The sequence below is a fragment of the Cobetia sp. MM1IDA2H-1 genome (assembly GCF_002916775.2).
GTDB lineage: Bacteria > Pseudomonadota > Gammaproteobacteria > Pseudomonadales > Halomonadaceae > Cobetia > Cobetia marina.
The window spans coordinates 1416005-1439024 of record NZ_CM133225.1 but is presented as its reverse complement, the minus strand read 5'-3'; the positions used below and the strand labels follow the sequence as shown (position 1 = coordinate 1439024).

The 23020-nt window shown below is 56.7% G+C and carries 20 protein-coding genes; 13 read left to right on the top strand and 7 right to left on the bottom strand.

Annotated elements, in window-relative coordinates; all coding sequences use genetic code 11:
* Positions 1-243: 243 nt before the first annotated feature.
* The gene (locus tag BOH68_RS06190) at positions 244-1239 is read left to right on the top strand and encodes a helix-turn-helix domain-containing protein (protein ID WP_258038174.1); all 996 of its coding nucleotides are present in this window, start codon (positions 244-246) and stop codon (positions 1237-1239) included.
* Between the two features lie 175 nt (positions 1240-1414).
* Here BOH68_RS06190 and gcvA read toward each other — a convergent pair whose 3' ends face one another.
* On the bottom strand, positions 1415-2356 hold the full coding sequence (gene gcvA / locus BOH68_RS06185; RefSeq protein WP_077372936.1) for a transcriptional regulator GcvA: 942 nt from the start codon (positions 2354-2356) through the stop codon (positions 1415-1417).
* Positions 2357-2559: 203 nt separating this feature from the next.
* Here gcvA and BOH68_RS06180 point away from each other — a divergent pair, with 203 nt between their 5' ends.
* The 11 genes from BOH68_RS06180 to BOH68_RS06130 all read left to right on the top strand — a co-directional run bounded on the left by BOH68_RS06180 (position 2560) and on the right by BOH68_RS06130 (position 16342).
* The gene (locus tag BOH68_RS06180) at positions 2560-3231 is read left to right on the top strand and encodes a cupin domain-containing protein (protein ID WP_077373289.1); all 672 of its coding nucleotides are present in this window, start codon (positions 2560-2562) and stop codon (positions 3229-3231) included.
* The gene (locus BOH68_RS06175; protein WP_077372933.1) at positions 3228-4352 is read left to right on the top strand and encodes a flavin monoamine oxidase family protein; all 1125 of its coding nucleotides are present in this window, start codon (positions 3228-3230) and stop codon (positions 4350-4352) included. Before BOH68_RS06180 ends, BOH68_RS06175 begins: the two co-directional genes overlap by 4 nt.
* A gap of 92 nt (positions 4353-4444) precedes the next feature.
* A complete protein-coding gene (locus BOH68_RS06170; RefSeq protein WP_077372931.1) occupies positions 4445-4831 on the top strand; it encodes a DUF1360 domain-containing protein in 387 nt (128 codons plus the stop codon).
* 205 nt (positions 4832-5036) lie between these two features.
* Positions 5037-5627 (top strand): carboxymuconolactone decarboxylase family protein, encoded by a 591-nt coding sequence (locus tag BOH68_RS06165; protein WP_258038173.1) that lies wholly within the window; start codon positions 5037-5039, stop codon positions 5625-5627.
* A gap of 548 nt (positions 5628-6175) precedes the next feature.
* Positions 6176-6304 (top strand): hypothetical protein, encoded by a 129-nt coding sequence (locus BOH68_RS06160; RefSeq protein WP_258038172.1) that lies wholly within the window; start codon positions 6176-6178, stop codon positions 6302-6304.
* Positions 6305-6531: 227 nt separating this feature from the next.
* Entirely contained in the window at positions 6532-7077 is a 546-nt protein-coding gene (locus BOH68_RS06155) for a hypothetical protein (RefSeq protein WP_077372922.1), read from the top strand.
* Positions 7074-8639 (top strand): DEAD/DEAH box helicase, encoded by a 1566-nt coding sequence (locus BOH68_RS06150; protein ID WP_077372919.1) that lies wholly within the window; start codon positions 7074-7076, stop codon positions 8637-8639. Before BOH68_RS06155 ends, BOH68_RS06150 begins: the two co-directional genes overlap by 4 nt.
* A gap of 332 nt (positions 8640-8971) precedes the next feature.
* On the top strand, positions 8972-9919 hold the full coding sequence (locus BOH68_RS06145; RefSeq protein ID WP_024952250.1) for a site-specific integrase: 948 nt from the start codon (positions 8972-8974) through the stop codon (positions 9917-9919).
* Positions 9920-10283: 364 nt separating this feature from the next.
* Positions 10284-11117 carry a hypothetical protein gene (locus BOH68_RS06140; RefSeq protein WP_077372912.1) on the top strand — a complete coding sequence of 278 codons (834 nt, stop codon included), beginning with the start codon at positions 10284-10286 and terminating at the stop codon, positions 11115-11117.
* Positions 11118-11135: 18 nt separating this feature from the next.
* Positions 11136-13730: a hypothetical protein gene (locus tag BOH68_RS06135; RefSeq protein WP_139345421.1), complete on the top strand. Its 2595-nt coding sequence runs from the start codon at positions 11136-11138 to the stop codon at positions 13728-13730.
* Entirely contained in the window at positions 13730-16342 is a 2613-nt protein-coding gene (locus BOH68_RS06130) for a site-specific integrase (protein ID WP_139345420.1), read from the top strand. The genes BOH68_RS06135 and BOH68_RS06130 overlap by 1 nt, the downstream gene beginning before the upstream one ends.
* Before the next feature lie 436 nt (positions 16343-16778).
* Here BOH68_RS06130 and BOH68_RS06125 read toward each other — a convergent pair whose 3' ends face one another.
* The 5 genes from BOH68_RS06125 to BOH68_RS06105 form a co-directional block, all read right to left on the bottom strand.
* Entirely contained in the window at positions 16779-17546 is a 768-nt protein-coding gene (locus tag BOH68_RS06125) for a nuclease-related domain-containing protein (protein WP_219815748.1), read from the bottom strand.
* A 215-nt stretch (positions 17547-17761) separates the two neighbouring features.
* Positions 17762-18301, bottom strand: a complete 540-nt coding sequence (locus BOH68_RS06120; protein WP_077372894.1) for a DUF4823 domain-containing protein — start codon at positions 18299-18301, stop codon at positions 17762-17764.
* 111 nt (positions 18302-18412) lie between these two features.
* Positions 18413-18754 (bottom strand): DUF427 domain-containing protein, encoded by a 342-nt coding sequence (locus BOH68_RS06115; protein WP_077372891.1) that lies wholly within the window; start codon positions 18752-18754, stop codon positions 18413-18415.
* Between the two features lie 104 nt (positions 18755-18858).
* Entirely contained in the window at positions 18859-20178 is a 1320-nt protein-coding gene (egtB, locus tag BOH68_RS06110) for an ergothioneine biosynthesis protein EgtB (protein WP_077372888.1), read from the bottom strand.
* A gap of 144 nt (positions 20179-20322) precedes the next feature.
* Positions 20323-21318, bottom strand: coding sequence for an ion transporter (locus BOH68_RS06105; protein ID WP_077372885.1), 996 nt, complete (start codon positions 21316-21318; stop codon positions 20323-20325).
* A gap of 199 nt (positions 21319-21517) precedes the next feature.
* On the opposite strand from BOH68_RS06105, the gene BOH68_RS06100 reads away from it, so the two are divergent.
* Entirely contained in the window at positions 21518-21976 is a 459-nt protein-coding gene (locus BOH68_RS06100) for an META domain-containing protein (protein WP_077372882.1), read from the top strand.
* A 184-nt stretch (positions 21977-22160) separates the two neighbouring features.
* On the opposite strand, the gene BOH68_RS06095 is transcribed toward BOH68_RS06100, so the two are convergent.
* A complete protein-coding gene (locus tag BOH68_RS06095) occupies positions 22161-22937 on the bottom strand; it encodes an SDR family NAD(P)-dependent oxidoreductase (RefSeq protein ID WP_077372879.1) in 777 nt (258 codons plus the stop codon).
* Between the last annotated feature and the right edge of the window lie 83 nt (positions 22938-23020).

Genomic DNA, 23020 nt, shown 5'->3' with positions numbered 1-23020 from the left:
CAGAGTTTCCGTATACATCTCACCACCTCGCTGACATGGGAAGACCGGGGACCTTGCGGTCTCGGTGTCACACTTCGTCTGCGGTCAGAAGCCAGTGGCCAATCTCACGACCCAGAATTTGGCTCACGGCATGACTCTGTGCGCGAAAGTTGCATGACTCAGACTAACGACAGCGAGAAGGAATGCGTTATCAGCATCTGGCAAAGCTGAAAAAACCAACAAGAACAATGAGTTGATTGATCAATGCACGAAGATGTATCACGAATGGATGACAGTGATGCCACCTGGCAGCACGGGATTTTCGAGCATGCACCAGGCAAGTGCACGCGAGAGGCATGGGACGTCAATGAGCAGGCGCACAACCTGACCGATTGGGCGCAACACTATGATCAATACGGTCAGGGTGCCTTCTATGGGCGTATTGATGAACTCCATCTGCCGGGAATGCAGGTATTCAAGGAATACACCAGTCAGGCATTGGACCAGCAATGTCATGTCTGGCCTGACTCGCTGTGGATCGGCATTCCGGCTGAACGTCAGCCCTGCCGGATCAATGGCTACGCGCTTGAGACAGGCGATATCATGTGTCAGCCAGGCGGGCATGATTTCGAGCTGACCACCCCGGACACTTTCGCGATCCACTGTCTTGTGTTGCGGCGTGACTGGCTGCTCGAGGTCGCGGGGGAGTCGGCACTGACGCTATTGGAAGGGGATCCGCAGCACACGATGCGACTCGGGGTGACGCAAGGGACTCGGCGAGGGGTCACCTTCCTGATGGACCGCCTGATCAAGCGACAGGGGCCGGGATTCGAGGTTCAGGTGCATCAGGGCATTCTGTCACTGGCTGTTGCCGCCATTCTTGAGGAATGGACACCTCTCACCGACCGCTACCCCAGCTATCACCATCGACGGCAGGTAGTGGAGCGCGTACGCGAGCATATGAACCGAGGGGAGCCTGCACCGGTCAGCATCGAGAGTCTCTGTCGTATCGCCCACGTCAGTCAGCGGACACTGCACAATAGCTTCACCAGCATCCTTGGTCTCAGTCCGATGCAGTTCATCCGCTTCAACCGACTCAATCAAGTACGGCGGCGGCTTTGCGATCCCCTGTCAACGAGCACGATCGGTCAGATCGCCAGCGACTGGGGGTTCTATCATCTGGGCCAGTTTGCCCGGGACTATCGCCGTCTGTTCGGTGAGAGTCCCTCGAGTACTCAGGCGCGTTATCGGGCAGGATGAGGTGTGCGATGGCTACCCCGATACTGCCCAAGCTGTAAGCCGAGGGGACCTGCCCACTCGACCACGTCAACTGAACACTCAGCTGACCTCTTCCAGCAACCATTCCCGGAATGCCTGCTCGTTGATGTCATTGGCTAATGACCCGCCAGGTAGACTTGCTTGATCACAGAGCCGCTCACGACCCTGACGTCGAGGGTATTCGGCAACTGAGCCCGGCTTCTTCCAGCAACCATTCACGGAATGCCTGTACCTTGGCCACGTGGGTGACCTCGGGTCGATGGATCACGTAATACGCCAGGGAGGAGGCACACATCACTCCATCAAACAGTCTGATCAAACGCCCCGACACAAGATCATCGTGAACCATGACTCCACGCGCCAGCGCAATACCCTGACCATCGATCGCGGCCTGCAGCACTGCAGCAGAATTGTTGATCTGCAGACCGCGCGATGAATCAGCATCCGTGAGACCGGCTCTCTTGAACCAGCCGTTCCACGAGGGAAAACCGTCATAGCCTTCCATGGACAAGTCATGAATCAGTGTCTCATCCAACAGGGCTGCGGGCGTCTTCAAGCGCTCGGGGTCACGTAGCAGCTGTGGCGAGCAGACGGGGTAGACCTCTTCATGCATCAGCTCCTGTGCCACCACGCCCTTCCACTTGCCCGGCCCGTAGCGTACCCCGATATCCACCCGCTCCCGTGAAAAATCGACCGGCTTGTGGTTGGTATCCAGATGCACATCGATGTCAGGCCACGCCGCCTGAAAACGATGCAGGCGTGGCAACAGCCATTTGGCGGCAAAGGCGGGACTGACTGTCACCGTCAGCACGCTACGCCGAGTGCCATCCTTGAGGCGCTCCACCCCGAGTGACAACTTCTCGAATCCGGCGCGGATATCGGGTAGTGCCTGCTCTGCAAGCTCTGTCGGGATAAGGCGTGTCTTGCCGCTGTTGGCACGATGAAACAGCGAGTCACCCAGCCACTCCTCCAATCCCCGCACAAGTTGGCCGACAGCGGCAGGAGTCACGTGCAGTTCCTCTGCCGCAGCGGCAAAGCTCTTGTGGCGGGCGCTCGCTTCGAAGGCACGCAAGGCATTCAGATGGTTGGGCGATGTCATGGCGATAAAGTTTTTCTTTCCCTACTGCCTAGTTAATCTCGTTTGTTGAATGGGCAATCAGCTTCCAGAATACCCGCAATCACCGATCGTGACACCTTGCCGGTATGTGTGCAGTCCTGCTCATGCCATGACGCTCGAGTGTGGTGACCGACAGACATTGAAAAAGGTTTTCTTCCCCTCTCGCCTACGTGGAGATGCTCTACATGCGCCTCAATGCCGACTTCTCACGACGTGCCAGCATCACACCCGATCACTACCAGTGGGTTCCGTCCCCCGAGGGAGGCGTCGAACGCATGATGCTGGATCGTATCGGGGAGGAGAAGGCACGAGCCACCAGCCTGGTCCGATATGCACCAGACTCCCACTTTTCAGCGCATGAGCATCCACAAGGCGAAGAGATTCTCGTGCTGTCCGGCACCTTCACGGAAAATGGCTCGCTCCACTTCCCTGCAGGCTGGTACCTGCGCAACCCGCCAGACTCGCGACACACCCCCAGCAGCACCGACGGCTGCGTGATCTTCGTCAAGCTGCGGCAGATGCCGTCCGAGGAGCATGAGGCGGTACGCATCAACACGCGGGACCCGGCCAACTGGCATGAGCAGGATGGGCGCGAGGTCTGCCCACTGTATACCAGTGCCACCGAGCAGGTGAGCCTGCAGCGCATGGCGCCACATGCCGAGCTTCCGCTGATGACAAACACTGGCGGTGCCGAACTTCTCGTGTTGGAGGGCTGCCTGCACCCGGGGCACGGGTCCTGCCCTGCCGGCAGCTGGCTGCGCTTGCCAGCCAGCGAACCGCTGATGCTTTCCGCCGGTACACAGGGGGCGACCTTCTACCTCAAGACAGGGCATCTGGCCATTCAGGAGACGCCATGAGTCAGCACTCATCAAGAGTCATCATCATTGGTGCCGGACTCGGAGGCCTGTATGCGGCCTGGCTGCTGGAACGCCGAGGCATGCGGGACTACCTCGTGTTGGAGGCTCAGTCAGACCCGGGAGGAAGGATCGCGTCCCTGCTGCCAGCAGGCGTCGACACCGGTACGAGTCGGCGCCTGGACCTGGGGCCGACCTGGTTCTGGCCTGAGCATCAGCGCGAGATGGGACAGCTGATACAGACACTGGATCTGGAGTGCTTTGCGCAACAAACGGCAGGCGACAGCCTCCTCGAGCGCGCCACGGACAAGAAACCTCTGCGCACCGCTGGCGTCAGGGATTCGCTGACCGCCATGCGTGTGGTGGGAGGAATGGAGGCGCTGATCGAGCGACTGCGTCGCGATATTCCCGCGGAAAAGGTATTGACTGGGCAGGTCGTCCGTCATCTCGAGCGCTTGCCAGAGGGGATTGCGCTGAGTGCAGAGGATGGCAGCGGGCAACGCATGAACCATGAGGTGGAGCAGGTATTGTTGGCTGTTCCGCCACGTCAGGCACTCCAGCATATCCAATTCACGCCGGCACTCCCGAGCGCTCTGACAACACAGTGGCAGCAGACCGCGACCTGGATGGCTCCCCATGCCAAGTATCTCGCGGTCTACGATCGTCCTTTCTGGCGCGAGACCGGCTTGTCCGGTACCGCACGCAGCGCGCGTGGCCCGATGGTGGAGATTCACGATGCCAGTCCAATGGAAGGCTTGGGTGCACTCTTCGGATTCGTGGGGGTACCGGCTGGTTACCGACGTCAGATCACGCCGGAGGCATTACGTCAGCACTGCCGCGCACAGCTGGGTCGCCTGTTTGGCCCTCAGGCGGCCAGCCCCCAAAGCGATGCCCTCAAGGACTGGGCTACCTCACCCTTCATCGCGAGCCCGGCAGACCTGGAAGACGTGGCATCCCATGTCTCGGTACCGCCACCGGAAGCGAATGAGGGTCCTTGGCATCAACACCTGTACGGCATTGCCAGTGAATGGTCGCCGCAATTCCCGGGTCACCTCGCGGGCGCCATCGATGCTGCCACCCAAGGTGTCAACCGGATGCTGACCGCACGCAAGACAGAAGGCTGAGAGATAACCAGACACCCGCATCGACAGACATTGAGCACGACCCACTGACTTTTCCCCACTCGTCAGTTTGACGAAGACACACAAGGATCCCCATGACTACCGTATTTTCCCCCGAGACGCTGAACGCGCTATGGACCTGCTTCGTGATGGCCCTGGCGGCCAGCAGCATCGCGATATCGATCACCCAGGGTGAGCTGTTCGCACCGTTGCGTCAGTACGCACAACGCTTTGGCCACATGATCGGCCACCTCTTCCAATGCTTCTTCTGCATCAGCCACTGGGTGGTCTTCGCTGGCATGGTGTTCTATCACCCGACCCTGACGAATAGCGGCTTCGTCCTGGTGGACTGGATCCTGGCCGGTTTCTTCACCTTGACGCTCTCCGCCCTGGTGAGTGGCCTGCTGTTCAAGGTGCTGTTGACCGGCATGGCGAAGAAAGTACGCGACAAGGAAGTAAAGGAAATCTTCGCGGCCAAATGATCACCGGGTCATGCCCCTGACCACATCGCACCAACTGACTTGCTCAGCCAGGCAATCCATTTCAGGGCCCACACGTGGCGATGCTCCTATTGCATCGCCCATCCCCGCATATTGCCACTCCCCACCATCATTGCCCCACCCTGCGACAGACACCACCACCACGTGCGTCCCGGGGCATGGCATTTTTCTAGACACAGGGAGCCCCATGTCACAGTCAAACTCCTTCCCGCAATCAGGCACCACCCTAACCTCCTCCCCCTCCATGGCGGCAGGTCTTGAGACAAAACCACGTGTCACTCCCTGGCAGGACGGCGATGCCATCCCTGCTGACCTCTTGGAAAGCATGCAAGCACGCCGCCCCAACCGAGAGCTGATCGGGATCGATCGCTATCTGCTCAAGAGTGTGCCCCTGGCCACGGGCTGGAATGGGCTGCTGGGCCGTGTTCGCAAGGACTTCACGCTCAGCCTGGAATATCGCGAGTTGATCATGTGTCGCGTGGCCGTGCTCAATCGGGCCGAGTTTGAATGGCAAGTACACCAACCCGCCTACCTGGAGGCCGGCGGCACACAGGAAAAATGTGATGCGCTGCGTGAGGAAGGCATTTCATCGCGTTTCAATGAAGAAGAACGTGCACTGCTGGCGTTGACGGATCAATCAACCCGCCAGGTGGAAGTCGATGGCGCCATCATCGAGACACTCAAGACCCTGTTCGGAGAACAGCAGACTGTCGAAGCCGTCGCCACGGTTGCCGCCTACAACATGGTCTCTCGCTTCCTGGTGGCCTTGGCCATCTGAGGGGACTGCTGACACAACACGTTCAGAAAGCAGTGCTCGTCGCCTGAGGGGCCATCCCCGTAGTGAGAGGTGCTGCTGACCGGCATGGCGAAAAAAGTGCGTGACAAGGAAGTGGAGGAAATCTTCGCGGCCAGATAGCCTCAGCCTTTTCAAGGCGCAGACAATGACGCCCCACGATATGCACGTCGTCGCAGTCTTGAATGTTGTCGCCATAACACTCAACACTCCCCCGCACTTCTCACGAAATCAGATAACGTTCGATACGAACCGGAAGGTGATATTTACGACCTCTCTTTCATCTGCTAAATTCAGTTTACCGAGGCAAAATCCTCGATCGGGTTTGGCGACTCGAAATCATCCAAGGCGCACAAGCGCCCCAGACCATGGTTGGCGCTTTTTTTGTGGCTGCCATGCGTTATGGCGGTCGTGCGCGGGAGACCTCCGGGTCTGCCGGTTTCTTGGATGCCGGTTCGCCAACCCGCGTACGGCCGCCCCCATCACTGTTTGGCGACAGCGGGTGCGGCTCCCATATCCAAGGAGCTTCAACCATGGTCATTCAGACTACGGCATCTCCGCGTAGCCCCAATCTGCCCACCCCCTATGGTGGCTATCCCGATCCCCCTTCCCAAGACTGTCGTGCACGTATCGTTGGCAACTGCAACGAGGTGCTGTCATGACCTCGAATTCTTCTCATACCACACAAAAACCCTCATCTACTCCTCTTGCGCCCACTGCTACAGGCAAGGCAATAGCCGAGTCTTCCCAGACGCCTGAGACCTCAGCGTCACACGACTCGTCATCTACCGTCATCTCAGAGAGCCAGCATCGCTCTCCTCCCCCTCACACCTCGAGCACTCCCACATTCCAAGATTCCTCAACTGCCGCAGCTTATCGGCGAGGACAGTTGATCAAACAGCACTTCCAGCAGTGGCTAAAAGCCTTGAAGGATAAACCGACTCATTTCACGAAAGTCAGCTGCCGCAACGAGCTGATGAAACATCCAGAGTTGGCGGGCTATAAACCCATTATTGTCCTGCAGCGTGTCGGTGACCTGATCGATCGCCTGGTCATTGATGGTCACGTTGTGCAATCCGACACCATCGGCAAGCGTCGCCGTGTCTATCAACTCATCGATAGCACTTCGGAGCGCTCACCGGATATCCCACTGCCGAGCAATCGACAGGAACTGCCCACGTCGAAAACCGACAGCACATCGCACCTATCGCTCGATGCAGCACTGCAGGAACAACGTCGAGCCTTGAAAAAATCCATGCGGGCCGCGAGGGCGGAAGCCGAGCACCTCTATCAATTGGCAAAGGACTATCCGGAGGCGAAACCCGACATCGCTCCACTTCAGGAGGATGCAATTCAGCGCGCCTGCGAACTTCAGGGACAACTGGCTGCCGTGCTGGCGCTCTCTGCAAAACGCCATGCTGGAGGTGCCTCATGACGCCGCGTCAGATCAATCGATTACTGCCCTCTCTGACAAGCCCGACACTCAGAGCCTGGCAAGCGCGTTGTATTGAGACAGCGCTTCAACGGCTTTCGGATCAGCGGCCCCATTTCCTGTGCCAGGCCACCCCGGGTGCGGGCAAGATGCTGATGGCCGCCGTCCTGGCTGAGGAGCTGATTCTCAACGGGAGCATTGATCACGTCATCTATCTCGGCCCCACCTCTGCCGTGGTGGAGCGTGCACGCGAGACGTTTTCGCAGATTTTGGGGCGGCCCATGCAGGGCAGGCTGGGGGACATCGGTATCGCGCTGACCTATCAAGCGCTCAGCTTCCGCCTGGAGGACCTCAAGCAACTCTGTCGCCAAGGGCGTGTCCTGCTGGTCTGGGACGAAAGCCACCATGCCGCCGGCGCGACAGCATGCGCCGCAAAAAACGCCTACACCAGCTCGGCAGCCACCGGCGCCAATCAATGGGGGTTGGCACTCTTGGCATTGGAGCGCGATGTTCGCTTTACGCTCGCCTTGTCAGGCACTCCTTGGCGCACTGATGGCAGCTGTCTCCCCATGCTGCGTTATATGGCACCGAGCCATGAAGCCGCCTCAGCGTCCGAGCCATCGGTGCCAACCCTGCCATCGGCGGACAGTGACCGCCTCGCGCTGGTCCCAGACTTCACTTATCCCCTGCGTGATGCCATCCAGGATGATGTCTGCCGTACTCCCCAGATCTATTTAATAGATAACGACGACATACGTATGGTGGCTGAGCAGCAGGCGCAGCGCGAGACACTGTATTACCAAAGCATCCCAGCCTTACTGCGTCACCCAGGGGTGCATTACGCCGCCTTGCTGCGTCACCCCGGACCTCAGCAGCATTTGCTGGACGTCAGCTGCCAACGCTTGCGACAGCTTCAGGAGAAAGACCCGACCGCCGCAGGATTGGTGGTGGCATCCAACATTTCTCATGCAGAAGACATCGCTGATTGTCTGAAACAGATGGGACAGACGGTGTGCCTGGTAACCAGCCAGGCAGAAGGAGCGCACGCACGACTTGAGGCGTTTCGCTACGGCCATACCTCGTGGATTGTCTCCGTCAACATGGTCAGTGAAGGGATCGACATTCCCCGCTTGCAGGTATGTTGCTATCTCAGCCACGTCAGGACCGAACAGTATTTTCGCCAAGTGCTAGGCCGGATCATACGGCGTCGACATGCACAGGATGATGCGTGCTATTTCTATGCCCTCAACGAAAGCACGTTACGACACTACGCCTATCGACTGTTTGACGACTTGCCCGACGAGCATGCTGCGATCCAACTGGATTCCTTCTCCTCCCCAACGCTACCCGCCTCGATCGTCTCTCCAGCCACTGATTCGATAGCCTCCAACGACCCCGGCACGTGCGGAGAACTCCCCACGATTGACATGCATGGCGCGCCACATGCTCAGGCCCCCATGAGTGAGTGTGTGAGCTTCTCAGAGGGAGTACGAGAGATCACTCTTGATCTGGCAAATGATGTGGCGTTCTCCAACGCCTTCTTGGCGCGCCTGGTATCGCTCTGATTACAGGAGGCGGCTCGGCAGCCACGCCCGCCCAGCCAACAGATGATTTCACTTTTTTATAGCTTAACCCTAATCATAACATCCACAAATCGCACATTTACCAGTGGTATTACTCAAATAACCCTGCATATGCGCGACCCTCAACTCTCCATGCCTTCTAGGGCATGCATTTCGGGTTGGCTGATTTACGAAGGGTGATAGCGTGAAATTCGATGGCCACCTCACAGCGCATATCGGCCCCCATTCCAACTTTTCGACATCGATGGAGATCCCTCATGGTGTCCAGACCACCGACAGGCATCCACCCGCCTCAAAGACGAAGACCTCAGGCAATGCAAGTGATCCCCTATCAGGGAAACCAGGACTCTCTGCCGGGACTTTGCCTGACGGTCTCGGCACGAAAGCTGATCATGGCAAGCCTTGCACCGAGTACCATCCGAGCCTTCCAAAGCGACATACGGATGTTTCTCAGGCGTGGCGGCACTCTCCCCAGCACCGACACGGAGATTGCCAACTACCTCACCCGGTGTTTCGAGGACGGTTATAAACCGAATACGCTCAAGCGACAGCTGTGCTCGTTACGGCGTTGGCACCTTGTCATGAATTGCCCCACCCTGGGCAATGAGCAAATGATCAAGGGGGTCATGCGCGGCTGTGCACGCCTCAATGAAGTGCCGGTGAAACGTGCACCAGCCTTGATGCGAGACGATCTGCATCAGCTGCTGAATAGCCTGGATTTGAGCGAGTTGCGAGATCTGCGCGACGCCGCCATGTTCTGCCTGACGTTCTATGGAGCATTTCGTTACAGCGAAGTCCTCAACCTTCGTGTCGAGCACCTCACATGGGATACACGAGGCGTGTTGGTCAGGCTCTCCCGTAGCAAGACCAATCAAGAAGGACGACATGAAGTCAAAGCCATTCACCATGCGGATACCTCGCTCCCCTACTGCCCCGTCAATCTCCTGTATCGCTGGCTGGAAGCCGCCCATATCCAGAGAGGTGCGGTATTTCGCAGCGTCTCGCTGGGCGGCAGGCCAGGAGGCTCGAAACTCTCTCGAACTGCCTTTCAGAATGCGTTGATCAGGGGGCTTGAGCGGTCAAACCTGGCTTCACGCGGATTCAGCACACATAGCATGCGTGCTGGCCTGATCACTGAAGCTCATCTGCGGGGGAAGAGCCTGGAGCAGATACAACGCGTGACAGGTCACAGACATCTCAGCACCTTGACGGAGTATATTCGGGTCGCAGACCCTTTCGAAAACAGCGCCAACGACTTTTGATGAACATGAGCAGCATATTACCGTTCAATAATCGATGAATTGACAAAAGCAATCGCTCAAGAGCTCGTAATACAAAATATCTACCAAGTTTGACGTCAAAAAGCCCTAATGCTCTCGAAACGGTCGATTTTGACGGTTAAAAGATACCTTAGATTCTTGCCACTTGAGTTATGCTATTAGTACACACTGATTCAGCTTGGATATATCAGGAGGCGGCACTCCCAGAAATATCGTTCTACAGGTCGGGTGTATTGCTCGACTGATCATCACTACTCAAAGTTACTCGCGTTTGCTGGACATGAACTCGACGAATGATTCTCTCATACGTCTCGGTCCCCCTTTGCCTATCGTTGGAGTTATCAATATGCCAGATGCTACCTATACACCGTCACTAGTGAAAATCAGCGCTGACAAGACGCTTGTCATCCATCAGCGAGTACTCGAGGTGGACACCGCCGAGCTTATGAACGAGGAGCATGCTTTTCGACCAACGGTCGCGACAGAGAGCCTGCCCCTAGCGCCTGTCCGCTTCCGCAGCAACGTTCAGTCGACTCACACTTCCGAGGAGTTCGTGAATTTTCATGTCATAAAAGCCATCGTATCCACACATAAAGTGCCCGTCTCACAAAGTGTATTTTGCATCGAGATCGATATCGGCAGACTCAACGAAGATGAAGTCCAGGTGCTGAGATTCTATTACCAGATGCTACAGCCTCTGCTTGAGCTTGGCTGGGAATGGATCAATATCCACAACCTACATACCACTGGCGATATCAAAATTAACGAAAAGAAGTTATGGAACAATATACTCAGAAACTTCATGAGTGATGAAAGATTACAATACGCATGGAGCAATGTAGTCACTCAACAAAACTTGCCAATAAAATGCAAGCAAATCTCATCAATGTTCAGGCATCGTTATTCTGTTGACTCGATCAGGAAATTTATGAACGAAATAAATAAAAACACAAATACTCACCAAAGCGGTGTATCTAAAGATAGGAATACGGTACACGCCGCTACTGCCGCTGAAACAAATAATAAAAACGCTCGTAGTAAACGAAAAGATAATAGGAAGCAGCAACCAGATATCAATAAGAAAAGCAACGCTAAAGAAAAAAGCAAGCACTCGAATAACAAGGAGGAAACCGACTCGAATCCGCAAATGGGACTTGCACTTTCAAGTTCGCTTGACTGATAAACAGGAGGATTTCACGTGAGTGAACACCAACTACCTGACCAAATATTGGATAATTACGACCTCAATGCGATCGGGTCCCGCTGGCCCCTTGTACCGGAGTGGCTCAAGGGGAGCCTCCCACCCTTGATTGCCTCAGAATATCGCCTCAGTGCTCGCCTCTTTGCCGCCGATTACTCGGTGCCAGACCTTGTGCCCCAAGTAGAAAAGTTTCTAGAAAGCCATTTTTTTATGGAAGACGAGACACATCGAAATTATAGAATGTCTCACTGCCTTCATTATACGGTAAATTACCGATTTAAGTCGCTCACTGACCCTCGCGTAAGCAGTATCAGAAAGCTGCTTAGACTGATTTTTGGTCAGCCTTATCATACTGTGACACGTAGCTCTGCCATAAAATACTACACCCAGATACTTGAGCTTAGAAAGACGCTTAAGCGGCTACTTAACTGGGGTGATCTGGATGATATTCAAAACAGTTTCCCCAGACCCATTTCCCCTACCCTGGGGGAGCAGTTAGTTCCTCCTCCCGAGCATTTTTCCGATGCTGATTTGGAGCTGCTCGAACAGTTTCTTCATGCCTATGATACAGCAACTGATCGTCCATCGGAGCATCCCAACCATCTGCGCAATAAGGAAGCAACACGCGCTTTGCTTGACGAAATTTATCAACCGAGCCAGCTCACTCGCAGCCCAATAAGAAAACAGCATAGAGCTCGCAATGAAAATCAAAAAAGACGCCAACATGTCGACACAATTCTTCGTGATTCACCACTCTGGCTCAGTGAAGAATCTCATCAAATTCACGCTGAATATACCGACTCTTTCTCATTGGATAGGTCAATCCAATCACTTGATAAAACCTTCATAGAAGATGATGAAGAGCTCACGTATGGCAATGAACATCAGAATGAATCATCATCTGATGACCTGAACCAAAGCAGCATCTCGCCCCTTGACCCAACGAAGGAGATATTCCATAACACGCTGCTTTCACAAGGCGATCAGGCGCTTCACCTTGAACGCGTTCAGCTCTTGCAACAGGCCCGCAGTCTCAAGACATCTGCAGACATCAGCATACGCCCACAAGAAGAGGTTCTAGCAGCTTTACGTATCTTCCAACCACCGAAAGATGAGGAATTTCTCATAGAATCTGAGAGTGCCATTGCAAACCGACAAGCCTTGGCATTTCTTAGCATTCTACTTTGCAGTGGACTAGGACCTGAGCGCTTGCTGCAGACGACGGTAATATCCCGATCCCCCAAGCTGCCCCTCAATAGCGATAGCAATCGTGAGTGGATCATCTGCCAGACACTGGATCAAATTCCCAGCTGGTCACCGGAGGAGGGGCTACTCCATTACTCTGTCAACAAGGCACCTAACGAAACCATCATCACGTTACCTTTGCCCAACGCTCTCAATCAGTCACTCATGGCCGAAAAGGTATGGCTCCCCGGCGCCCAGCCCTTCAAAGCACTGAAATCACTGATCGAGAAAAAACTCAAGCGCTGGGGGGATAACCGTCCCGGAAGTACTCTGACGTTGAGGCGCGTGTCCGCCAGTCATCATCATTGGGTGGTACCTGCCTGTGAAGATGAAGTGATCGCGACCTGGTTGCGAGGCGAGCTCCCGCTTTCGCTCTCTGCCCCGGCAACGTATCGAACGATACCTCTGCACAAGATTCAGAAGGCTTTTCTCTCGGCTCAAGCTGCGCTTGGCCTATTCCCTTTGTTAGAAGAAGACTGTCGTACACCTCGCGAAGATCACACCGTGGGATCCACAAAAGCCCAGGAGCCGAGCTACTTCAAACGGCCGCTTTTTTTGCTGACGCAACTTACCAAGAATCACGCCATGCTGGTTACCTCATTGATTACCTCGCAAAGGAAACGTAGTAGCAATTTACGAGCAGTCGGCGAAGCCATTGCCCGACAAGGACAGATATTGGGGGCGCTGACCTTACTTGCATGGCAGCTCTGCACCTTGGCTCGCCCAATTGGATCCAAAACCCAGTGTGAGCTGCTGGAAAATACGCTCTGGCTACGTGACAAGGATTCAGCTCGAGCACAGGAAAGTCGCCAGATTCCACTTGTCCCTGCCCTTGGCGCGTTGCTCCGGCTTCAGCATGAGTGGCGGGAGGAGTGGCAGCAATGGTGGAAACGCCAAGGTGGAAAGGGAGACTTTCTTGGGCATGAGCAAGTCGCCTACCCCGTTCAATGGAAGTTCAATGCCTCGACAATGATGTTGACGCAGCGATGCATGCATCATGCTGACTGGCGACAGTGGCTCAAGGATCTTCCGGCCTTCATGTCATCGCCTTTGGCAAGTGAATTGAGCCAGTGGAGCCGCCAGCCTTCCAATATCACGCGCCACAGTATGATCACCGCACTTCAATCGCGACTTTCTCACGCTGAATTTAGTGCGCTCGCTGGACACACCACCCAAGGACATTCACTCCAATCCCCGTCCAGTGATCGGAGCCTGATTCAATCGGCGACACGAAGCGCACTAACCGATGTTGCCAAACGATGCGGCTTGACGCCGGATCTGCTTCACAGAGACGACCTCCCATGGCCCATTGAGCACGCCACACCAGCCATTCAAGGAGATAGATGATGAGCACTGTTACCCCCATTGACCTTCGGAAGAAAACCGATGTACCTGCCCAGGCCACGATCCAAGAGCTTACAACTCCGAAGCTGTCTCCGATCGAACTTTCGAAAACACTGGGTAGGGTATTCCGTCGCTGGAATGATCCAGATCATCGCCTTTTCTCCTCCTCTGAAGAGCTCAGACATTTCCGTATGAATGTCGCGCGCTACGCCTGGCAACGGCATAAGAAAAAGGTAACCAGGGCACAGGCTAGAGCGCAAAATGCGCCTTCCACCAAGCCATCTCGCGCTCGACACAGTGCTACACGCTTGAACCAGCAAAATGTACAAGCCTTGATTCGTAACGCCATCCAGCTTGCCAAGGAAGCTGAACTCGACTTCAGCTCCCGAAAGGTCACCAAGGAAGTCGCGCTTGTACTGACTCACCTCAACCGAGAGCCTGACTTCGAGGCTACGATTCCGACCAGTATCAAGCGTCCGGTCAGACCCTCATCCGCGGCTACCTCATCACGAGATATCAAGGTTCAGCAACGGGTGCTGGATTCGGTACGCGCCCTGCAGAGCATCCCCGCCAACCAATGCACGCCAGAGCAGTCTCTTCTCTTCCTGGCCCTGAGCATGGGTACCCTGCTGGGGATGGAGGAAGAAGTGATTCGCTATACCTTGCTGAACTTGAGCCCAGAGCATCTGCCACGCCTGAACACCAAGCGCGGCCCCCACCATTGGTTCATCGGCTGTCTGCCAGGGTTATCTCGAACACATCCAGCCCATTACCGGCTAAAAATCCCGAATCATCTCAAAAGGCTACTCAGGGCTTGCCGTCAGTCCCCTGTCCCATCACCAGCCACCTCCTCCCAGCAAGCAGATGTATGGTGGTTCTCCTCGGATGCTACGCTGGATCTGAACAGTCCATTGGAAGCACGAGCTGCCCATCTGGATCAGCTCTTGGTCACCGGTCTTTCACAGCTACTAGATAGCCAGGCATCACGCAGGACTGGTTCCTCCGCTTCGCTGAAGAATGTCCGATCATTGCTTCGTCATGCCTTCCGGTGCACGACATTGTTGGGCCCTGCGCCCCTCTGGTCACAGCTGCTTCGACGCTATCCCCTGCCAGTGTGTAGCTGGCGCTCTCCTTGGCAACATGACGAAAGCCTCTTTTTTTCGGCGGAAACTCTCCCTACCTCCAATACGTCAAGCGCTTCTGACGCAATGAATGTCTCTGAACCGGAAGACATCGAGATTGATCTTCACACCCCTGAACTCCTTATGGGAGGAGGCGTCAGGAGTAACGAATCGTCACCATCAACCTCCCCTCGATACAGGCAGGATCAACTATCAACAGACTGGTATGTGAAAGCAGGCAACCAGCTATATGCGTATATCACCGAACTGGAGCATGAAGGTCTGATAACCCCCAAAGGGGAATCTGCGATCCAGCGGCATGACGCCATTACGTCTCGCTACGCGAAGAAGCTGATACACATGCTGGGCGAAGACAGCTACCCACTCTGGATACTGCTATGGCTGTCTTATCAATCGAGCACTCAAGGCAACAAAGCCAGCACGCTCAGGACTTACCTGAGTCGACTGACGCCCACCTCCTTGATGATGTTGCCCGATATCCCATGGTTGACGCTCTGGGATGGAGAACTGATGGAGGCGATCAGCGAACAGCTACCGACTCAGAAAGGCTGGGACACTTCGACGTCCCACAACTTCTTCCAGACGTTCAATCAGTTCATCAGCTTCTGCCAAGGTAACGATCGATTAACGGGTATTCCCCCCGTGCAGGGTGAGGGAGGTCGCTTCATCAGTACATTGCGTACACATCTGATCATGCCGCACGAGGCGGAACATCTGACCCGGGCGCTCTCTCGAAGACGGAGTGGATTGCGGCGCAGCTGGCTGATCGCCTTCCTCCTTGGCTACTACGGGGGCCTGCGAGCTGGAGAAGTCATGGCATTGACACTGCATGACGTCATCATCAATCAGCCGGGAGATAACGGCCCCACCTACTGTTACGTAGAAATCCATGCTGGGAAGACCGCAAATGCTCGTCGCAGCGTTCCTCTTCACCTTTTGATATCCCCAGAATTGATGACGCTGGTGAAAGAATGGATTGATAGGCGCCGAGAGTCCTTTGCTGGCCAGCATCGTTTGAAGAACATTGCCTTGCTGGGGCCAGAAAGCTCTCCGCTGGGCTATTCAAGAGAGAGCCTGCTGACCCCGCTCATGGCATGGGCCCGGCAGTCTCTCCGAGGTGCCCTCACGCCCGGACTGAAGTTGGAGGACATCCACTTCGATTTTCATCTCTTGAGGCACAACGCGATCTCGTGGCTCGTACTTCGCCTCTACAGCGACGACTACCCTCAGCTCCTGGATCGTCTTTCCTCCGCCTGCCGAGGGCATTGGTCCTTCACTCCCCCAGCACTGGCGAACTGCCGCCGAGCGGTCTACGACGTACTGGAAAAAGATGCCAAGGTACGAGGTCATCGTCTCGAGTTACTCGCCAAGTTGATCGGGCACCGCAACTCTCAAACACTGACACATCACTACACGCATGTGCTAGGTGAGATACATGGTGAGGTACTTCTGGAGCTGATGAAGCGACGCTGAAGATGAAAGCCGCATACTCGCATACTGGCTGTCGCCCATCGAAGTCGAAGCGCAGGTGGACGGCGGGCTAGAGATAGCCCAACCCCGATGCATCACCCTCCATCACTTGCGGTGTTGCACTCAGAGTCCACCTGCGCTATCTCACGCCCGGCGGTCGGGATGAATCAGGAGGTGCAGTGGGCCGTCCGAGTCTGTACACACGGATGGAGCATTAGCAGTTCATGCGTGGTGCGATGACCTCCTTGATACTTTGACAGCCTGATCGCCCTCAATTGTCATGAAAGAGAAAAATCAAAGCGCTCACAGCCCGCATACTAACCATTTTCCCTGCAGGGAAAATTTATGGTTAGCATCGCTATGTCTGGCTAATTATCCCTATAGGGATAATTTTTGGATTCATAGAATAATTGCAGCATTTATTCCCTAAATCCAAGCATCACACCGTCTGTGTCGCACGACACTCCGGATAGGCCGAGCATCCCCAGAACTGTTGGCCCTCTCGCGCACCGGCCTTGACAGTGCGCAGCACCATCCGGCTGCCGCATTCCTGGCATTCACGTCTCACCTGTGGAGCATTGCGCTGCTTGAGGTGCTGTACATGGGCACGCTGCGTCGCCCGAGTCGGGGCCAGACGCCCCGTCAGCAGCGCCTCATGCATGGCCTCAACCTGTGCCTCGCTGAAGACGGGGGTCTGGAACGACTGTACGAAGGGAACGAAGCCAGCACCACGCGTTACGTTGACTGGCATCTCGCCTTGGAGCCTGGCACTGCCGACGAAGATGATCACCGAATGCAGGTGCTCGAATGGTACGCCAAGCGCTGTCTCCAGCGCCTTGAGGTGCCGGTAGTTCTGACGCAACGGGTTCTGGAAGCTGAACGACTGGCGGGGAAACTGCTGGGTCCAGTTCGCCTCGTGCTCACTGCCGAAGATCCAGCCTTTCATATTCTTGGTTTCCAAGACGAAGCAGCCGAAACGCGACAGCAGCACATGATCGATCTGGGTGGTGCCGTTCGTGGTATTGAGGGTGACATTGTGCAAGGCCCGATAGCCCTGCTTGCCGAGGCGGCGCGCCATCCAGCGCACTCGCCACTCGCCGATGCGGCCTTTCATGCGGGGAGACTTGAGGTAACGACTGACGAAGGATGCCAGCACGAGGCATAGCAGCACACTCATCACCGGCGCAATGTTCGAAGGGACAACCACTGTCTTGACTCCTGGTGCAGCCTGTACGGAAAGGAATCAAGCGGGGTGATTCGTCCAACCGGAGTACTGAGTCTGGATAAGGGAAAGATAAGGCTGCGGCGCGCTTGCGGCAGGCCAATGCGGATGAACAATGACCGCGCCCGATGGCTGGGCGCGGTGCAGCAAGCGCAGGATTCTAATGACTGACCAGCGATCAAGCCACTGTTTTCATTAACTTATTGGGCATTAAACAGCGATGAAACGAATTCATTAACCGGGTCTGGCAAGAGATCCTGAGGATGATCCCCTCCCATGGTGGCCAACCCACTCTTGCCCTTGGCTATCGCGGTGGCTTCCGTGGTATTCGTGGCAACGTCTATCACCTGCATCTTGACCTCGACTTGGTCAGGCTTGCCCGACCACTCAGTGGCCCTATCCTCCCAATGCAAGATAGTGGGATAGACCAGATAGAGAGCGCCGGCCTCCATAGCGGCTTCCCACGCATCGTCTCTTGACTGAGTAGAGTTGCCGTAACTCACGCTATCTACGTGCTTGAGAAACGCGCCTTGAATTATCTGAGCGGTCGTCAGGCCAGAGCCGGTATAACGCTGAGAGCCATAAACACCATCTCTTGGCACTGATACATAGATAGTGTCAGAGGAATCTAGGGAAAATGTCGGTGAACCAGCCGACTTCGTGAGCTGATGGCTATCCGCACATGCCGCTAACAGAAACATTGCCGAGAATAATGACAGCGCTCTTATCATTTTTCGCATCTTGTCATCTCCGTCCGAGTTGGAGTCATCAAGCTATAGCTCATGTTAAACATGCGGTGATTTTGGTCAGCGGGTCAAGCCAAGGCTGCTAGCCTGCTGCCCTGACTGACATCACTCCACCTCCAACGAGACCTTGTCAGCATCGAATGCCAATCGCCCGGCGATCGCCTGCATCTCCTCGATGGGCTGGTCGTAACTCCAAGCGATATCAGGAAGATCTGGCAGCGAGTAATAGGTGCTGTCGCCCTTGAAGGGACAATGGGTGAGGGTGTGAGAGACCGAGAGCTTCGCCATCGCCACATCGGCGCGCGGCAGGTAGAGCCTCGGCGGATAGCCCTTCTCGCGCAATTCCAGCGCGCTGCCGGTGTCAGCGATCACTGTCTTACCGACCAGGATTCGCACCCGCGAGGATTTCGGATGCAGCGTAATACGCGGTTCGGGGTGGTCGGCCATGAACACTCCTTTACGAGTTAGAAGATAGAAGCGGCAGATAGAAGCGGCAGATTAAAGCGGCAGATGAAGGTACTTGGCAACGCGTTCTGAAGGGGGGCAGCCCATCATACCCCACCATCCCTGGCGAGCCGGAAGCCGGAGAATGCCCAGCGCGCCTCGGGCGGGAAGAAGTTGCGATAGGTCGCGCGGATGTGGTCTGCCGGCGTGGCACAACAGCCTCCGCGTAACACCATCTGACCGGACATGAACTTGCCGTTGTACTCGCCGAGGCTGCCCGGCAGCTTGCGAAAGCCGGGATACGGACGATAGGCACTCCCCGTCCACTCCCAGACATCGCCGAACATCTGACCCGGCATGCCGTCAGCTTTCGCGGCTGCGATTGGCTGCAGATGATCCTGATCGACGAAATTGCCCGTCAGGGGGACATCCTGAGCGACTGTCTCCCACTCGGCCTCGGTGGGCAGACGCGCGTCCGCCCATTGCGCATAGGCATCGGCCTCGAAGAAGCTGACATGGCAGACCGGCGCGCTCAGGTCCACCGGTACCAGGCCGCCCAGGGTGTAGTGATGCCAGACGCCGTCGCGCTCGACCCAGTAAAGCGGTGCCCGCCAACCTTCCGCCTTGACCGTCGCCCAGCCATCCGCCAGCCAGTGCTCGGGAGTGGCATATCCATCGTCCTGCATGAAGGCGAGAAACTCGCCGTTGGTCACTGGACGATCCGCCATCTGAAACGCTTCGACGAACTGACGGTGGCGGCCCATCTCGTTGTCGTAGGCGAAGCCACCCTCGGATGCATCATGGCCGATCTCGCGAATCCCGGCTGGATAGGCCAGCCAGCCCAGCGGCGGCACCTCCCGCGCAGGCGTCGGTGCCAAGCCTGGCGCCAGATCAACCCGATAAGCCGGACACAGCGGGTTCTGCGCCAGGATGTGCTTGATGTCCATCAACAGCAGCTCCTGATGCTGCTGCTCATGCGGTAGACCCAGCTCCAGACGGCGCAGAATCTCCGGCAGATGTTCCTGGGGCGGATTCTTCAGCAAGGCCTGCATGGCTTGATCGACGTGCGCCCGATAGCGATAGACATCGTCGACGGTCGGGCGCGAGATTGCGCCACGCTCAGCCCGCGGGAACGGCACGCCATGGGTCTCGTAGTAGGAGTTGAAGAGGTGATCGTAGGCGGGATCGAGCGTCTGATAGCCGGGCTGAAACGGCTTCAGGATGAAGGCCTCGAAAAACCAGCTGACATGGGCGATGTGCCACTTGGGCGGGCTGACATCCGCCATGCTCTGCACCATGTAGTCTTCCTTGTGCAGCGGCGCACAGATCGCCTCGGTGGCAGCTCGCACTCGCTGGTAGGTACGTAGCCACGTCTTCGCCTGCTCGAGGTCGTGAGTGTCGCTTGAGGGTTGCGGTGCATATGACATCGAGACGTCCTTTTGGGTGTTACAGATCCATTGCCGAGATACTGATGTCGGGAGGTCGTGACCGACTTTCAAGGGGCTGCCCCGTGCAGAGAGTTGCCCTGCACGCGGGCCAGGCGCGACATGACCCTGCAGGCACACCTGTCTTCACTCGTATTTCTTCTGCCAGCTCTTCACGGCGATGCGCTCCTTGAGCAGCTCCAGCATGTCGATCAGCACCTGCTCGGTGATCTGCTCAGTTCTCGGGTCAGTGCGCGCCCAGGCATCGAAACCACTCTCTGCCAGATGCCCCACCAGCGCCGAGAACTCCTTGGAGCGCAGGCCCGCCAAGGCTTCATCGACAAGGTGACAGGCCAGATCCGACAGCGAGCTTTCCAGCCCTTTCGTCAGCTGGGTGCCCATGGGCAGGCGCGAGACACGCTGGAGCTCCGGGCTCTCCGCCAGGGTGCGACTGACCAGCCCCCGCACATAGCGCAGGGTATCGTCGCGGTTCTGGGTATAGATATCCCCTGCCATGGACTCGAGTCGTAGGCTGATCTCTTGGATCAAGGCCTGCTTGCGAGGCTCCACCACACGCTCGATCACCGACGATGAGAGGTCATCGCTATCACGCAACTGCTGCTGCACGTTATCGAGCATGCGCAGGGAGATACGGTCCGTCAGCTCCTCCAGCAGGATGTCGAGATACTTGGCCGCCACTCCGTAGAGGTACCAGCGGCGAACATCGATCATGCCGAGGCGTTGCAGACGGAACAGCAGCGAGATCACACGCAACACACGCAACAGACGGAAGCCGCTCAGCGGGATACACCCCAGCACGTCATACCAGTGCACGAAGGGATAGAAGAACCAGCGGTGATAGCGTCGCTCCGCAATGGCCACTGCCCACCCCGCCAGCACATCGAGCAGGAAGACGGCGACGAACGCCAGGTCGATGGAGAGGAAATTGGCGTGGATGTTCTGCTCATAGGCCGCATGCAACCCGGGTGTCACGGCCGCGAAGGCTGTGTTCAGCGGGGGAATCAGGAAGAGACTATCGAACAGCAGCAATGCCAGATTGGCGATCACGAGCACGATGATGAACAGATCCCACCACAGATGTATCCGCTCTCTCGCGGACGAGGTCGTGCGGGTGGCTGGCATGACAACTCCTTGGCGATTGTTTCAGAATGCGTAACGCGTCTTCCTGATTCAGCCTACAACGCTTCAGATGACCACGCTGGCGATGTTGCTGTCTGCGAGAGACTCCAGCGCTCCTGGAGCCCAGCCCCCGGAAAGCACAGACCGAAAAGCACAGCCCCGAAATCGACGTAGACAACCTATTAGTGAGGGAGACACCCGCATGAAACAAGCGCAAGTGATGACATGGGCCGCCGTGATGAGCGCAGTATTCACCTTGAGCGGCTGCGCAGGCGCTCAATCCTCCGCCGACTCTCAAGCCGTCGACGAGCCGCTAGAGAACACCTACTGGAAGCTGGTGGCACTCGAGGACCAGCCGACACCCGTGGTGGATGGCAAGCGTGAAGCCCATATCGTCTTGCATACACAAGACTCGCGAGTGGCCGGTTCCACCGGCTGCAATCGCCTGATGGGGGAATATCACCATGACGAGCAAGAACTCGGCTTCGGCCGTCTGGCCACCACTCGCATGGCTTGCCCCGGTGAAGTAGCGACGCTCGAACGCGATTTCCTCGCGACACTCAACGAGGTGTCGGGCTGGCAGATAGAAGGCAAGACACTGACCCTGACCGACGAACAAGGGGCATCGCTCGCCCGCCTGGAAGCCGTTCACCTCTACTGATCCCTATCGCTAGCCGCTCAGTGCAGAGTGAAGTGGGACTGAATACTCTGAGCAACTGACCAGATACCACAACGCCGCCTCCCATTCCTGAGAGGCGGCGTTGTGTAATGCGATCACTCCTTGCCGTCAGCCACTGAGCTCAGCCTTGCTCTCAGTACTGACTCAATGCTGGCTCATTGCCGACTCATAGCGTGAAGCCACCATCGACGGCGATGGCCTGCCCTGTCACGTGTTCGGCCTGGGCGAGGTAGACCACGAGCTGCCCCATGTCCTCAGGGGTCTGGGCGACTCCCTGAGGTAGCAGGCTCTTCTGCAGGCGCTCCCATGCAGCGGGCTCGCTTTCGCCTTCCTGACTCCAGCGTGCCGAGAGTCCGCTCTCGCCCCGCCACATGCTGGTGCCGACGATTCCCGGGCAGAGCGCATTGACGGTGATGCCTTCCGCTGCCACTTCCTTGGCGACGGCGTTGGTAAAGCCGATGACCGCGAACTTCGAAGCGCAATAGTGAGACAGATCAGGGAAGCCGACCTTGCCAGCCATCGAGGCCACATTGATGATCCGCCCGACGCGGCGTGAGCGCATCACGGCGACCTCGGCCTGAGTGCACAGGAAGGTGCCTCGCGCATTGACGTTCATGACGCGATCCCACTCCTCCACCGTCAGTGCATCAAGTGAATGGATGCCGATGATGCCGGCATTGTTGACGGCGATATCGAGCGGGCCAAGCCCGACTTCGGCCTCCTCGATCAAGCGCCGCACGGAGGCCGCATCTGAGACGTCGACCTGTAGCGCCAGGCACCGTCTACCCAATGCCTCCACGTCCGCCGCGGTCTCACGGGCGATGGCAAGATCCAGATCCGCCACCACGACATCCGCCCCCGCCTTGGCCAATGTCAGCGCGACCCCCCGACCGATCCCGCGCCCCCCCCCTGTCACCAGTGCAATCTTGTCGTTCAGTTGCATGAGTCGTCTCCTGAATCTCTCACTGAAATCTGCAAATGCTGCGCTGCTGCCACGGCGCTGGCACAGTGCCCAGCGCCACTGGC

What these genes read in the sequence shown, in the direction of transcription:
- BOH68_RS06140 (WP_077372912.1), top strand. Translation starts at nt 10,284, where the DNA reads ATGCCAGATGCTACCTATACACCGTCACTAGTGAAAATCAGCGCTGAC.
- BOH68_RS06160 (WP_258038172.1), top strand. Translation starts at nt 6,176, where the DNA reads ATGGTCATTCAGACTACGGCATCTCCGCGTAGCCCCAATCTGCCCACC.
- BOH68_RS06120 (WP_077372894.1), bottom strand. Translation starts at nt 18,301, where the DNA reads ATGCGAAAAATGATAAGAGCGCTGTCATTATTCTCGGCAATGTTTCTG.
- BOH68_RS06145 (WP_024952250.1), top strand. Translation starts at nt 8,972, where the DNA reads ATGCAAGTGATCCCCTATCAGGGAAACCAGGACTCTCTGCCGGGACTT.
- BOH68_RS06130 (WP_139345420.1), top strand. Translation starts at nt 13,730, where the DNA reads ATGAGCACTGTTACCCCCATTGACCTTCGGAAGAAAACCGATGTACCT.
- BOH68_RS06170 (WP_077372931.1), top strand. Translation starts at nt 4,445, where the DNA reads ATGACTACCGTATTTTCCCCCGAGACGCTGAACGCGCTATGGACCTGC.
- BOH68_RS06165 (WP_258038173.1), top strand. Translation starts at nt 5,037, where the DNA reads ATGTCACAGTCAAACTCCTTCCCGCAATCAGGCACCACCCTAACCTCC.
- BOH68_RS06100 (WP_077372882.1), top strand. Translation starts at nt 21,518, where the DNA reads ATGAAACAAGCGCAAGTGATGACATGGGCCGCCGTGATGAGCGCAGTA.
- BOH68_RS06180 (WP_077373289.1), top strand. Translation starts at nt 2,560, where the DNA reads ATGCGCCTCAATGCCGACTTCTCACGACGTGCCAGCATCACACCCGAT.
- egtB (WP_077372888.1), bottom strand. Translation starts at nt 20,178, where the DNA reads ATGTCATATGCACCGCAACCCTCAAGCGACACTCACGACCTCGAGCAG.
- BOH68_RS06190 (WP_258038174.1), top strand. Translation starts at nt 244, where the DNA reads ATGCACGAAGATGTATCACGAATGGATGACAGTGATGCCACCTGGCAG.
- BOH68_RS06150 (WP_077372919.1), top strand. Translation starts at nt 7,074, where the DNA reads ATGACGCCGCGTCAGATCAATCGATTACTGCCCTCTCTGACAAGCCCG.
- BOH68_RS06115 (WP_077372891.1), bottom strand. Translation starts at nt 18,754, where the DNA reads ATGGCCGACCACCCCGAACCGCGTATTACGCTGCATCCGAAATCCTCG.
- gcvA (WP_077372936.1), bottom strand. Translation starts at nt 2,356, where the DNA reads ATGACATCGCCCAACCATCTGAATGCCTTGCGTGCCTTCGAAGCGAGC.
- BOH68_RS06105 (WP_077372885.1), bottom strand. Translation starts at nt 21,318, where the DNA reads ATGCCAGCCACCCGCACGACCTCGTCCGCGAGAGAGCGGATACATCTG.
- BOH68_RS06175 (WP_077372933.1), top strand. Translation starts at nt 3,228, where the DNA reads ATGAGTCAGCACTCATCAAGAGTCATCATCATTGGTGCCGGACTCGGA.
- BOH68_RS06095 (WP_077372879.1), bottom strand. Translation starts at nt 22,937, where the DNA reads ATGCAACTGAACGACAAGATTGCACTGGTGACAGGGGGGGGGCGCGGG.